We start from the raw sequence: 14,455 nt of genomic DNA, 5'->3' as shown, positions 1-14,455 counted from the left end.
ATTCGGGATGGGCCGCCGGCCAAGGACCACAAGCGCTCAGATAGCAGCTTCAAAATGCGGAGCATCTAGGCGGGAAAGCCACACCTTGCCAGCCTCAGTTAAATCTCCGATTACGGCACAGTGCTCTTGGAGTGCGGTTGCGACCTGAACGCAGTTTGATAGTATGTCTGGAAGGGCGACCAAGGGCGCAATAAAGGCTTCTTGATAGCCCAAGGTCGTAAAATCGTGGACTACAAGCAGCGTTGGCGTCTTCATGAGGCGTAATATGCGGGTGCCGCTCCCATCAATGTAATCAGCCGTTGCCTCGAATAGGATTTCGGTTGGACCAAGCGAACGAACGAAAACATCCGCAACCATTTCCTTGAGGTGCAATGACATCTCAGAGATTTTGCGGAAGGTCGCAAGACTAAGGATCTCTTCAGGTGTCGTCTCTGTGTCCCCCTCCCGGCGTTTCCGCGCTACGGTGAGCGGGAGGGTCTCGAGGCGAGACGGTCCTTGGACCTCAAGAACGTAACTTCGCGAGAGCGAGACCTTGAGACCTGCCTTTTCCAGTACTTGAGCATACCACCACATGCTGGCCGATGTCGGGGAACGATCCAGCGAGATCAACAATCCACCTTCGTTGAGTGCTGCGGCTGTCGTGGAGAGCGACTGGATCACGCTTTGGTCATCGGCGGTAAGGCGCACATGCTCTAAGGATTCGGGGTGCTCGCCCCACAAAAACGGCTTACGTCCCCCTTTAGTGTGCAGGAACTCGTGCATGAACATAGTCGCCACAATGACGTCAAAGCGTCCTGCACTTCCGGCAAGAAACTCCGGGGCATCCGAATGTTCAAATGTGATGTTCGACAGCCCTAGGCGAGTAGCCAGCTCACGAGCTGCAGCTATTGCAGGAGCACTGGCGTCTACGCCTGTAACTTTAGCATTGGGCCACAAGGCAGCGCAGAAGCACGTTAGCACGCCATTTTCGCATCCCAAATCGAGAACTTCATTTGGCGCGGGCAAGTTCTCCTTGGCGATCCATTGAGCGAATTCACGCCACATATTTGATGCGTAATATTCGCCGACATACAAGGAGAGTTCGAGGGACGAGTTTTTTAGGTCATAAGGGTCCAAGTCTGCGCCCTCAACGCGAGCCTGAATAACAAACATCAGTTCATCAAACGCCTCGCGGAAGCGTTTACGGCCGTTCTTTTCAAAGATCGCTTCGGACTTAGGACGGCCAATTTTGGCAGCCTTGAAAAATTCTTCAACCGACTGATACTTCATCAATCCCTCCATTCATTATTAGTGCTTTCGCTTACGATTTGGGCTCTCACGTTTACATGAACCCCGGATGGAGAATCCACATCCCAGGCGTAAGAAGGCACGGAGGCAGTTCCATGGCTTGGTGTGGGACGAGGCTCAATCGCCTTATCTGAGCGCGAAGGGGACTATGACCGGTTACCACGTTTGTGTAACACAGTTTCTAAGATCCCTGAACAAGCCGTCACGGTGGTCATATGGCGTTTTCAGGTCAAAGCACCCCCGTCATCCTCAATGAGACCTTCGAAATGGAGGCTCCTGCCATGAGGTTGCTGTAATTGTATAGCGAGTCACAACTTGCCCGCTTTCTAGTTGATCAAACTTTTGTTCGCTTGCCGCATCCCCAATGAGGTGTCGCTCCCTGTTAGAGAAGGCGTCCAAACGGAAGTCCTCTTGCTTAGCTACATATTTGGCGATCAGCCTTATAAGAAACTAATATCGCTCTGCGGGGACAGTGTCCTTAATCCATTCCAGTAACTCTTCAGGTGAGTAGCCTTGGTCGATGCATCCTTCAGGTGTACAGCGGCGCATAAAATGAATGCGGTCCCATCCACAGCCAGGCTTCCAAGCGTCAGGAACGCCTAGGATCTCAGCGAGTCCATGGGCCTCCATGGACCGGAATTGGTCGTTTCCAAAAGCGATGTCGTCAAGGACTGCATCAATGCGCTCCTGCAATGGATATGCTTGCAGCTTCTCGAAGACACTCAAAGAAGCACTCCCACATTTTTCCTCAAGGATAAGAAATCGGCTAGCCAGTTCACCCCTTCAGGGCAGGCTACCTCTGCTCCTCACGCCTGGCTTGAAATCAGGCTTTGCCAAATGCATCTTTCCGAACCTCTTGAAAGTTTGCAGGAGCTTAGGCGAAATTGATCGTTTCTATGCGTTCAACGACGCGCTCAAGGGTTACCTCTTCCTCACTCTCGACGATTTCATCCCTGAGTTCACGTGCAAACTCGCTATTGCAAGTTAGAAGAGCGCTCACCGGCCCCCACCACACGATCGAAAAGGCGCCGCTCGACTTTTCGTTGATCGCACCGGCTGCAGCCATGTAATCAAGCGATCCGCCACGCAGTTTGCTGATCACTGAGCGTAGATGCTCAGCTATGTCTTCTAAAACTCTGTCGCCACCACTAGGAGTGTAATGACAGACTTCCTCCAGAACGGCTGAAAGCATTGCCTCCTCGTCCGGAAAAGCATGGGGCCACAGTGTCGGATGAACCATTGCCGGAGCCCCATCTTCGTTGATCACAACTACATAATCGGTCGGCCCAGCATCCCGCTGCGCAGCCTCAACCAACCTTGGAGCTGTCGAATAAATGTCGTCCTCATCCTCATAGCTCATAAGTGATCTCCTTCGTGTGAACATTCAGATTGCTGGACCGCCGGCGATACGCGTTACATACTATCAATTCTTCGACATGGCTTCCGATGCACTCTCCCCGACCAGCTCTCGGCCGACAGCAGGAGATGCAGGCAGGGATTTAAAACTTATTCAGCTGTGGTGCCCAAGCATCACAGACGCGGCGGCGATGAGGTCATCCTTAGAGCATCCCGGGAACCAGTTGAAGAAGACGCCCTGAGCGAGCCCTCGATCATCAACGTCGGGATAGGATATCTTAAGTTCGTCGAACGCCTGCTGGAGAGTCTGGATGTCTCCGGCGGTCATATCTTCGGTTACCTGAATCTCGACTGGTCCCATTCGAAAAGTGGCCATGTCATTCCTCATAGTGCGAGCGCCGGATGAAGGACTGATTAGTCTAAGAGGGGGCGCAGGCCCCAACAACCATGCCCAAGCGCTTTCAACTCTTCTCAGCCGGATCCGAGGGCGTTGTGGGATGATTCCCGCACAAGGCGGGTTGAAGGCAAGGGGAGGCTTTCCCCCGCAGGATAACATTATCACGCACCGCTCTGTACTGAGGATCGCTCAGCCGACATCGGAGGAATGTACGAGTTCGAGCTCCGGCGCGGCTGACGCCTCGTCGACGGCAATCACCTGTTTCAGATCGGCGATATGGGTCTTCGTAAAATAGATGGTTTCATCCTGCTGGGCGAGAACGACCTCCAGCTCGCTCCCGGAGAGCTCCACGAACATATCGCGCATGAACTCCGATGAGCCGTTTGCCTCCTTGAACATCGCTGCATGGTTAGGGCAAAGCGCCAGATAGTTCTGGTAATATCGTTTCCGAAGCTCGGGAATGAATTCGACTTTTTCGAAATACCAGCTTCCGTCGTCGCGTTTGAACGGCATGGGTCTTTTGCAGACCTGACAGATGACGTCTCCATCGGTTGTGTATTGCTGAAGCAGGTACTGAGCGGCGTCTTCCTTGACAGCCTCCCGCCCGACCGAAACCGATCTGGTCCTCTGCTCACTAATCCTCTCGGGCGCATCGGCGGCTTGAGTGGCGACGGCTTCCGCCCGGCGCGCCGGGTTTTTCGGCTCACGGTCGGGAAGCTCGATGTCCTTGCGGCGTATCCAGTCAGCATAGAAGCGATTGAGCTCCTCGGCTGGGATTGCTGCTAGCTTACGGGCCGTTTCGGGATCGTCGAAGCCCAGAGCTTTGGCAGCCTCCTGCTGCCTGCGCTGGCTCTCGGCTGCAGCAGCAGCTTCGGCCACCGCTTTCTCGTTCTGGAGCTGAATGCTCTTGCCGAATTCAACCGCCTTGATCCAGCGCCAACCGGGATCAAATGTGAACCCGTCAGGTAGCAGCTCCGCACGCGCCTGTGCCGGACGCACAAATCCGCCCCCTCGCTGGGGCACCCAGGGATAGTTTCGGAGCTGATGTATGAGCTGGGAATCGGCAAAACGAGCGCCGCCCGTGCTGTTCTTCTGATATACCGCTCGCAACGGATTCTGATTGTACGGGGAATCGTACATGTAATTCGTACCAGTCAGGGAGCACATTGTGTTCCAGACAAGTCTTGCGAGCTTCTCCGACTTGCGTTCGACCAGCTGCTGGAAATTTTTGATCAGAAAATCCCGATCGATAGGGCTTGTGAACAGCTTTCCTGAAACGCTGCTAAGATACGGCCATTGCGGGTTCCTACTGCAGTTTACCTTCGTCAGCGAGATCTGCGTGAGGCAGCCGAGAGTCTCGGCGAAACGTACGACCTTCGGTGTATCGATGGGCAGCGCCTGGTAGAAGTCGGCGAGCGGATGCAACTGAGGAGCACCGCCGGCGATGGCAAGGTACTCGCCGAGTCCTGTGTCCAGGTACGGTGCGTCGAGATAAATCTCGCTTGGCTTGTGCCACTTGTTGTCCTTGCCCATTAGAAGGGGATAGGACGAAAGCAGTGATGCGCTGGAGGGGTCTTCGTCCAGCAGCTTGATAAAGCGACGCATATGCGAGAGGTATTCCCTCTGGTTCAGCGTGCGCTTGTCGTCGGTATAACTACTGCGGAGAATTGCTTCGACCAGCTGGCGCTCGCCGATGCTGGTGACGCCGGCCTCCTCCAGGAACTTCCGGGCGCTCTCCTGCTGTGCCTTGCTCTTGCCCGCCGTGTAGACAGCCTGATCGACGCACAACACATTACTGGACTTGAGCCCCCGCTCGTCCGGAAAATGGCATTTTGTCGCAACACTATAGCGTCCATCGGACAGGCGCACGATCTTGCAGCGCTTGAGCCGGTATAGCTCATCCTGGGCTTCGCTTTCCCGCGTCAGCAGCGCATAGAATTGCTGATGCCATTCGGCATTTTTGCTGCCGATCCAAGTGATGAAATCATCCTCAACACCTCCCCACTTGCCCTCGGATGATTTATCGACAACGCAATCGACGAATTGTTCTATATCCCAATCCTCAATCGCGAGGCCGTTCATGAACCTTTCGACGTTCGTGCCCTGGAGGGCGCGGCTCGCGGCCCATTGCGGCGGCTCGTCGTCATAGTCGATGAGGTATTCGATATCTTCGAGGGACAGGAGGTCCTTGAGGGACGATTTGGCCTGCACGAGATAGCGCGCGGGCGCATGGCGTTTCGCATGCGTCGGGGTCAGCGGCCGCGTATTCATGGCTTCAACAACGGCCTCACGGATGCAGACATAGCTGTCCCCGAGCTGATCCTGCGGGTTCGGCAGGACGCCCAGAAAGTCCGTCGTAAGCAGGCCCTGGTCCCGAATCGTGTGAAGCGATGAAGCCGTCAGACTCGCAAGCTGCTGGAAAAGTGGATTGTTGGCCGGGGTCTTCTTGATACTGGCGCGACTCAGCTCGGGAACAAAGGGGGCATGCAGATGGAAGCGCAACCCGGAGGTCTCCTTCCCTGCGGGGAAGAAGACGGCGACCTGTCCCCGTGTCGGAACGATTCGGAGCTGTTGAGACAGCTGCTTGCTTCGGGAGAAGGACTGGACATTCGGCAGAAAATCCAGGGCATAGGCAATGGCGACGTTCTGCCTTTCGAGACCTGAAACCGGCTCGTTGAACTTGAGAAAATGGGCGCTGGTCGTGGTCTCGCCGTTAATCTGCTTCAGAACCTCGATGTGGAATTCGGAGTGACCGATGCGCAGGATCTCCCCTTCCGTCTCGCTGCCCACCCGCCACTTGATCGATTCGATGTTCGACAGAAAAAGAAGCGTCGTCTCGGCCAGTTCGTTAAGGCCAGCCTTGATCTCGGCAAAGGCCGCCGTCAGCTCCTTATTGGGATTGTTGAAGGGCAACCAGAACTTCGTTCTCGTCCCGATAGCCAAATCGTGAGAAACCGGCTCCGGCATGACAAGACGTGAAATGCGGAAGGAAAAGTCGGCCGAGTAGATTGTAGGCGTCAACGTGTAGACGAAAACCGATTTGAAGCCGACGCCGAATTTGCCGATCTGATCCGGGGCCTTGGTCTTCGTGCTGTTGTGGATGCCGGTAATGGCGCGCACGTCTCCTTCAGTGAAGCCGCGCGTTCCATTATGCTCAAACCAGCAGCCCTCATTCGTCAGCGTGAAGGCCGCTTCCGTCGCGCCGGTGTCTTCGGCGTTTTGAAGCAGCTCAAACACGAAGTGAGCCTGATCCGGGTAGAAGTCCTCGAAGATATCGAGGTTGATGTCCCCCTGGTTTGCGTCCAGCCCATCGAGGAACATCCGCCTTTGCTGCATCAACGTTTTAAGAAAGGTGCTCATGCGGCTTGCCCCCTTGTTACCGCGATTGTTCCAAACACAATTGGAGCCGATCGAATGTCGCTACTTGCGGCAGCGAGGCCGAGCTCTTCGAGCCGCCGATTGAAGTCCACGTTCGCGCGCGCGAGTTCGCTTTCCTTCATCAGTCGGATCTTATCGTTCGTCGCCCTCATCACCTGATCCTCGATAGCTTTGCACCGCGCGCGGTGGCTGGCGGTAAGGCTCTGGATGCGATGGTCGGCAAGCTCCCTGTTCTGCGCCATGTGGTTGGCTTGGGCTTCAGACCACTTTGCATGATGACGCACGTCGAGACCGTCACAAGCGGCAGCCTCGGGGAGCGATGGCGCATAGTCTCCCGTCCCGGCCTGCAGCAACTCGAATAGAAAGTCCTCGACCTGCGGATGATCGGCCACTGCCACGAGAGACTCGTCTGGCTTGATACCGTGTTTAGTCCAACGGTATAGAGCGAAGTTGTAGATTCCTGGCGGCACGGCGTCGCTCTGCACCGCGAGCGTGCAGTAGCTCGCTTCCTCGAAGTCGAGATACGCAGCGGCCTGGCGCACCAACGGATGCAGCACCGTCAAATAGACAGCTTTCGGGTTTTCGGCTGCGATCTCCTGCTCGAAGGTGACGGGCAGCAGAGGCTGACCGCCCTTCAGCCACTTCTCCCATTCACGCGCGACGGGGTCGATGGAGCGCGGCAGGAGCTTAAAATCCTCTAGCAGCCTGGTCCTGGCTTCCTGGCTGAGCCTCAATGTCTTGAGCGGCTTCTCCCCAAGGAGGTGCTCCCCTTCCCCACCTAGCCGCGCGGCAAGGTAGCCTGTGACGCATCGCTGGATAGCGGCGGGCGAAAGCCAGTAGGTTTCAGCAGCGGCAATCTCCTCACGCCAGGATTGGGTGGGCACGTTCAGCCCGAACAATTCGGATTGCTTCGACTCGAGTTCCTGCTCTTCACGGATACGGCGAATGCCATTGTCCGCGAGCTGCTGGAGCCGGTGCTCGCGCTCTTCAGCGGTAAGGGTGAAGCTGTCCGCGATATCGTGCAGCTCCCTGGTGATCTCGCCAAGAATTTCCTCGCTGCCCCCCACGGCATGCTGGAACACGCCAATACGCCAAAGGCAACGCTGGTATATGTCTGCATCCACGGTTCCGGGAGTGATGAAATTTATGATCGCGACTGCTTCGCTCTTCTGCCCGTAGCGGTCGATACGGCCAATCCTTTGCTCGATCTTCATGGGGTTCCACGGCAGATCGTAGTTGATGAGGAAATCGCAAAACTGAAAATCGAGGCCCTCGCATCCGACTTCGGAGGAGAGTAGAATGTCCAGCGCGTCTGCGTCTTCTTTCGGCAGGGCAAAACGGCGACGCAGCTCGGCGCGCTCATCGTCCGGAATGTCGCCGTGCACGAGGCCGTACTTGAGCCCTGCCCTCTCGGTATGTTCGGCCAGATAGCGGAGCGTGTGCCGGAATGTGCTGAAGACCAGCGCCTTGTTGTTGGGAAGGCTGCTTTTCTCGGTTAGCATCCGGACGAATGCTTCTACCTTTTCATCACGCGGATCGAGGGTTCGAGCCTGCTCCAACAGGTCCTGGATATCGCTGCGCACCTGAGTCAGAAAGCTGAGATCGACATCTGCGTCGCTGTCACTCGCTTCCATTGTCTCCAGCTGGTCGAGCTTGCCGGAAAGGATGTCGGACAACAATGGTGCAAGACCATAGAGGCAGCTCGCCGCCTGGCGGCGGATGGTCGTCATCATGAACTTGACGTTCTGCTGACCATGGCAGCGGGCGAGTATGCGCGCTATCACATCGAGAAGCCCGTCATGCAGGCGGCTCTGCTCGGGCGTAAAATCGACGGTGACGGTCTCAGGCTTGCGTGTGGTGAACTCGCCGATATCCCTGCGACGCGTGCGATTGATCAAGGGACTGAAGGTGTAGAGCTCCTCGACGGAGCGTGTGAGTCCGACGCGGTCGGCATCCCCGAGATCGCTCTCCTGAAGTTTGTCGAAAGCAGCCTGAAACGCGGGAGACTCGCGAAGGAAAAGCCTGCCCCATTCGGTGCGCGCCACCTCTTCGAGGCATTTCCGGGCTTCTTCCTGCCAGTCTGGCTTTGCGGCCCGGCACTGCTGGACAGCCGCATTGATATATCTGTTCGGCTCCGCTATCTGCTCGAAGCTGGCGTGATCGATTACCAAATCAGGGCGCAGCACGTTGAGCAAGGTAAAAAGATCCTCGCTTCCCAGCTGGACCGGTGTCGCCGTAAGCAACACAACAGCCTTGGCATTGTCGCAGAAGTATCGCACGCCCTGGTGCAAAAATGTTTCACTGTTTCGAATGTGGTGAGCCTCGTCGACGATAACGAGGTCGAATTGCGGAGGCGGATTCAGATCGAGCAGACCGAGATCCCTCTTCTTGGCGCGACCGTTCCGTCCGAACACGAGATCCGAATCGAACAGTGAGAACGGCAGAATGGCTTTCGCGTACTGTTCCGGCCATTCGCCTTCGAGGTCCGTTTCTTTTAGGCAATGTCGCAACAGCGGCCCGTCAAGCGCCGTGAAGTGCTCGTCAAAGCGCTTCATCTCCGAATGCCATTTGCGCTCGGCCACAAGTGCCTTGGGGCAGATCACGAGCACGGAGCTGATATCCATCCGCGCGCGCAACTCCTTGACGATTAAACCAGCTTCAATGGTCTTACCGACGCCGACCTCGTCAGCGATCAGCAGGCGCGGACGGTCCGCGCGAATCAGTTTGAGAACCGGCCGGTACTGATAGGGGACGAACTGCACCCGGCCCGAACGCAGGGAGAAAAGGTTCGCGGTCGAGGGAGAGAGAATCTGCAACGCGGTAAGATGCGCATGCAGCTCCAAAACCGTAAGCGCTGCGCGCTCGCCCTCGGTAGCTGCCACGGCCTGTAATTGACTTTCGTAGTACGTCGCCTTCGCGTTGTTCTGGAAGACCCTGTAGCGGGTTTCCGGCCCGCCGGTGAGGACCTCCAGAACAGGCACCTGAATGTTTGGATTGGAGCGCAGCGCGACGAGGTCACCCACCTTGAAGCTCGTCACTGCGGTATCACTCGCGCTTGCAGGCCCGCTATCGGACCTTTCCACCTGCTCGGAGACGCTCGCCGTGCCTATTTTTCCTGCGTCAGCCATAGTTGCGAGCGCCGACGATTTGACGGATTCGATGAGCTCCAGAGACGCCGAATCGGCGCCGATCATGCCGAGGAGCCGGCCAAGAGTATCAGCGTCCCGATATACTTCGCTCGCGGGCATGGTTTCCGAAGAGAGATGCGCCCACTTGTTGCGGACGGTCTGGAGTTCCTTGACCCAAGTGCGCCCTTCACGGGGGAGCCGCAGCATATTCGAGAGCTCATACCAGTTCTGATCGAGCACTCGCAGCAGAGCGGCAAAATCAAGCTGACGAAGCGTCTTGTGCCCCCGTTCGATAACAGTGCGCTGCTGCTGGAAGCTCAGACGGTCAACGACATGCTTCTGCCACCAGTCTTCCGACAGTCCTGGCATCTTGGCTTCGAGAAATCGGGCAATTTCATTCGTGGCCAAACCTATCGCGTCAAGCACTTTATTTGTTTCCCCCGTCATTTTATTCAGGCTTAAGCAAAAATTACCTTGCATAAATTATGGAATAGCGCAATCAGTAATGCTCCAAAACCTATAAGTACCGCTTGAAAGATCCTACGGTTCCGAGAACAAAGAGTAAATGTCAGTGCCTGGAAGAAATGCCTCTCGTATCCCCTTGCGCCATCTCTCGATCCGCGTTCCCTGGCACGATGCGGGATGGGATGGAACCGTTTGCCGGTCACCGCGCGAGAATGCGAGCTGCCTTGCCCTCAATCGGATTGGCTCCGCGAAGAACGAAGTGCAGGAGATGGAGTATGCAGGCCGGAACCTTGACGAGCTTTCTCCGCGTGAAGCCCCACCTTGCTTCTCCGAACGGGTAAACTTCCTCTCGCCGCGCGCCCAAAGGCGAATGGCGCACCATGCCTACTCGGACACGAGCGAGCATCACAAGCACATCGTCGACACGGCCTTCACGCATCCTGCTTTCTCAGCGGCAGCGACGCCCTTCGGATGGCTTCTCAAGGAGCGTGCTTGGGGGAAAGAGTGGAGAAAGGGCAAGATCGAGAGCCAGTCCATCGTCGAGCGTTATGGGATCGAAGCTCATCCCGAGCACGAGCCGGATGAACCCGAATGGCTCGAAGAGAGACCTTGGATTCAGGGGCACAAGAACCAAAAGGCCTTGCTCGATGCCTTCTTCGGGGCACTGGAGCCTCGACGTAGCCTCGTCTTCGCTTACGCAAAGCGCACTCCGCTGATCGATGATGACCAGTGGATGATTATCGGTGTCGGACAGGTCACCTCGGTTGGTGACCTGCAGGAGTGGGATTACGAGCTGCCTGATCACAGCGGCCTGCGATCTTATCTATGGGAGCGCTCGGTAGGGCACAGTATCCGGCCCGGCGGCGAGAACGGGGTGCTGCTTCCCTACCATGACCTTCTGAACCGCTGTGATAACGACCCTGCCCTTGATCCGACAGACTGCATCGCCTTCGTCCCGAACGAGTACCGGGGCGAGTTCTCCTATGCGAGCGAGCATGTCGCGACAGGCACAGCCATTACCGCACTCCTCTCCGTTAAGACCGCGCTATCCAACTACAGTGAGCGCTTCGGCGGAGACTGGACCCGCCAGCTAAAATGGATTGATCAGCGGCTCGGGGAATTGTGGACGCTACGCGGACCATATCCCGGCCTCGGATCAGTCCTGTGCGCTGCTGGTGTCGAGTATGGCTATCAGCTTGCCCACTACTGCTGGGACAAGGCAGGAGAAAACGGCGATCCCTGGTCGGTGCTCGCCGCGCTTGCCAACGATCCCACCGAACTCCCGGCAGACCTCTATGCTCAGATTATCGGCTTTGCCGAGACCTGGAATTATTTTGCCAGCGACAGGGGCGCTCAACGGCTTGCGTTTGCAAAGCTGCTGGCAAGGCTCGATATCACGGCCGATCAGGCGGCGCGCTGGTGGGACCAATCCGCGCGCAACCATGCCAGACTGACGCTTGGCGGAGAGGAGATCACTGACGCGGCCGTCCTCAAGAACCCTTATCTGCTCTATGAATGCGACCGGCTTCAGCCCGGCCCCATCGCGTTTCAGACAGCCGATCAGGGGATCTTTCCCGAGAAGACGATCGCGAGCGCCTATCCACTGCCTGCGCCGTCAGCAATGACAGGCCCCGTAGACGGACGAAGGCTTCGCGCCGCAACGGCGGCGATCCTGGAGAAGGCGGCTGGCGACGGCCACACTCTGCTTTCGCGCGAGGAGATCATCGCGAAAGTCCGGGACCTCAATCTCAGCCCCACCCTGCCAGCGACCGACGATCAGTACGAAATTCATCGGGACAGGCTTTCACCGGTCCTGATACCCTGTACCCTGGAAAACGGCAAACCGGCCTATCAGCTGGATCGTCTCGTGGTGACGCGAGAGGTCATCGCCTCCACGGTCCGCAAGCGTGTCAAGCAGGGCAAGCGGCTTGTCGTCGAGATCGACTGGCGCGCGGAGCTCGACCGCATCTTCAAGGATATTCCTGCAGCCAAAGGGTCGCTCGAAGATCGCGGCCGCACCGAAAAGGCTGCAGCCCTGCAGGAACTCGCCGCAGCGAGATTCGCCGTGTTGATCGGAGCCGCAGGCACGGGCAAAACCACACTTCTACGATCCCTCTGTAGCGCAGCACCGATAAAGCAGAGGGGCGTCCTACTCCTCGCCCCTACGGGCAAGGCTCGCGTGCGCTTACAGCAGGCGACCGGGATCGAGGCTCGCACGCTCGCGCAATTCCTGCGCCCCCTGCGCTACCGGGAAGCAACGCAAACTTATCATGTTGTCGGTGATCTCGAACGAAACGCGACGTACAAGACCGTTATCGTCGATGAAGCTTCGATGCTTACTGAAGAGCAGCTTGGGGCGCTGCTCGACGCTCTCAGCGGAGTGGACCGGATCATTCTCGTGGGCGACCCTAGCCAGCTGCCGCCTATCGGAGCCGGACGACCGTTCGTCGACATCGTCAAGCTGCTCAGGCCCGAGAACCTGCCCGCAAACAAGCCTCGTGTCGGACCGGGCTATGCGGAGCTGACCATCGGCAGCCGCCAAAAGGGAGCGTCCCGCCAGGACCTGGAACTCGCGGAACTCTTCAGCGGACGTCCTTCCGGTCCGGCCAGCGATGAAATCATTTCGAAGCTCTCGGGCGGCGACTGCGGTCCGCACCTGCGGATATGCCCTTGGTCCTCGCCCTCACAGCTCGCCGCAATGCTACCGGCGGTCATTGCCGAGGAGCTCGGCATCGACTCCGAGGATCAAGAGAAATCGTTTGCTTTGAAAGCGCTTGGAGGGACGGAGAGCAACGGATCAGTCTACTTCAATTTCTGGTCTTCCGGCCCGGCAGCTGACCGCTGGCAGGTGCTCTCGCCCATCAAGGGCGACGCAGCCGGGACGTTGATACTGAACCGGCTGATTCAGCAGGGCTTCCGGCGCGAGACGCGCAAACGGGCAGAACGCGAGGATCGCAGGTTCGCCAAGGTCGCCGCGCCGATGGGAAGCGATGGCATCATCTATGGCGATAAGGTCATCAACCTCGGAAACCATCGCAGAAAATGGGTCTATCCTGATCCGGATAGGAACGGCAACGAGCCGCTGCGCTACGTTGCCAACGGTGAAATCGGCATTGTCACCGGCCCCTTCAAGAAGAAGGGCACTAAGATCAGCCTCGACCAGCTGAAGGTGACCCTCTCTTCTCAGGCGGGCTTCGAGTACACCTACTGGCCGAGCGATCTCGACGAGGACGGGCGGCTGCTCGAGCTTGCCTATGCGCTGACGGTTCACAAGGCGCAAGGAAGCGAGTTCGACATTGTGTTCGTCGTGCTTCCCAACCCATGCCGTATCCTCTCGCGAGAGCTTATCTACACAGCCCTGACACGGCAGAACTCCCGACTGGTTGTCTTCTGCCAAGGCGAAGCTCACAAGCTGCTGGATTTTCGGCATCAGTCGGACACGGCGCGCCGCCTGACCAACCTGTTCGAAGCACCGGAACCCGTGCAGGTCGGGCACCGCACCTACGACAACAAGCATATTCACCGATCACGGCGCGGCGAACTCATGATCTCCAAGTCGGAGGTAATCATTGCCAACGAGCTCAGCACAGCAGGAATCGTCTACGAATACGAGCGCCCATTCGTCGGAATGGATGGAACGCGCAGGTATCCCGACTTTACCATTGAAGACGCCGACACCGGCATCACATGGTACTGGGAGCATCTCGGCATGCTTGGCGACGCGGAGTATGACCAGAAGTGGGTCGCAAAGCAGGCATGGTACCGCACTAACGGCATTCTTCACGAAAGCGAGGGGGGCGGACCGAACGGCACGCTGGTTACAACAACAGAACTGGAAGGGATCGACTACGCTCAAATCGCGCGGCTGATCAGGAAAATCAAAGAGGGCGACTGATGACGGTTGGAAGGTCGTTAGGATCGGCGCGACGCAGCCCTTGGCGTCCGCCTCGCCCCAGAACGTCAGCACGTTGCTTCCCTAATACGGCATGCCGTTAAAGCGCAGCGGCCTCGTGATCCGCCCGGCGGCGTGCTCGGCATTCCACGGCTTGAGCCACGGCCTTGCGCCCTGCTCCAGCTCGGCCACTACGGGAATGGTGATCCTCTCATAAACATCTACATTCTTTGGTCTTTCTCCTAGTCTTAAAAGCGGTGTGCGCGTGCAACCAGACTCGGCAAACGCCAATGAGGGGGAGAATTACCGTCAAGGGACAGGACGTCGGGGGGATTACCCGGCCTACACGACCAACGTGAGGAATCGCCGTGAACGCCCGCCAGGGCATGGCCTTGACGGAAGGAGGCTGCAGGCCCCAACTATGCGAACGGAAAAGTCAGACGCAGGCTGGCCGCAAACTCTGGCGCGAGGGTTCCTTACCGGAGCGCGGAGACGGTTGTGCGGCTCCGCGAGCGACGCGAGTATGTTCTACCCCCATTTAATTGGTCCACC

The 14,455-nt window shown here is 57.5% G+C and carries 7 protein-coding genes; 1 reads left to right on the top strand and 6 read right to left on the bottom strand.

Going from position 1 to position 14,455, the window contains the following annotated elements:
* Positions 1-36: 36 nt before the first annotated feature.
* The 5 genes from BLP10_RS06060 to BLP10_RS06035 all read right to left on the bottom strand — a co-directional run bounded on the left by BLP10_RS06060 (position 37) and on the right by BLP10_RS06035 (position 9,993).
* Positions 37-1,269: a class I SAM-dependent methyltransferase gene (locus tag BLP10_RS06060; RefSeq protein ID WP_175493802.1), complete on the bottom strand. Its 1,233-nt coding sequence runs from the start codon at positions 1,267-1,269 to the stop codon at positions 37-39.
* Positions 1,270-2,161: 892 nt separating this feature from the next.
* Complete coding sequence (locus BLP10_RS06050; protein ID WP_091131713.1) at positions 2,162-2,647, bottom strand: hypothetical protein; 486 nt, start codon at positions 2,645-2,647, stop codon at positions 2,162-2,164.
* 150 nt (positions 2,648-2,797) lie between these two features.
* Positions 2,798-3,019 carry a hypothetical protein gene (locus BLP10_RS06045; protein ID WP_091131710.1) on the bottom strand — a complete coding sequence of 74 codons (222 nt, stop codon included), beginning with the start codon at positions 3,017-3,019 and terminating at the stop codon, positions 2,798-2,800.
* A gap of 210 nt (positions 3,020-3,229) precedes the next feature.
* Positions 3,230-6,400: a sacsin N-terminal ATP-binding-like domain-containing protein gene (locus BLP10_RS06040; RefSeq protein WP_139165439.1), complete on the bottom strand. Its 3,171-nt coding sequence runs from the start codon at positions 6,398-6,400 to the stop codon at positions 3,230-3,232.
* Positions 6,397-9,993, bottom strand: coding sequence for a DEAD/DEAH box helicase (locus BLP10_RS06035; protein ID WP_175493801.1), 3,597 nt, complete (start codon positions 9,991-9,993; stop codon positions 6,397-6,399). The genes BLP10_RS06040 and BLP10_RS06035 overlap by 4 nt, the downstream gene beginning before the upstream one ends.
* 388 nt (positions 9,994-10,381) lie before the next feature.
* On the opposite strand from BLP10_RS06035, the gene BLP10_RS06030 reads away from it, so the two are divergent.
* Positions 10,382-13,906 (top strand): AAA family ATPase, encoded by a 3,525-nt coding sequence (locus tag BLP10_RS06030; protein WP_175493800.1) that lies wholly within the window; start codon positions 10,382-10,384, stop codon positions 13,904-13,906.
* An 81-nt stretch (positions 13,907-13,987) separates the two neighbouring features.
* Here the strand turns inward: BLP10_RS06030 and BLP10_RS23830 are convergent, their stop codons facing one another.
* Complete coding sequence (locus tag BLP10_RS23830) at positions 13,988-14,194, bottom strand: ArdC-like ssDNA-binding domain-containing protein (protein WP_175493799.1); 207 nt, start codon at positions 14,192-14,194, stop codon at positions 13,988-13,990.
* Between the last annotated feature and the right edge of the window lie 261 nt (positions 14,195-14,455).

This window comes from Microvirga guangxiensis (assembly GCF_900102135.1).
In the GTDB taxonomy this organism is placed as follows: Bacteria; Pseudomonadota; Alphaproteobacteria; order Rhizobiales; family Beijerinckiaceae; genus Microvirga; species Microvirga guangxiensis.
The sequence above is the reverse complement of the archived record's forward strand: the minus strand, read 5'-3'. Positions and strand labels throughout refer to the sequence as shown.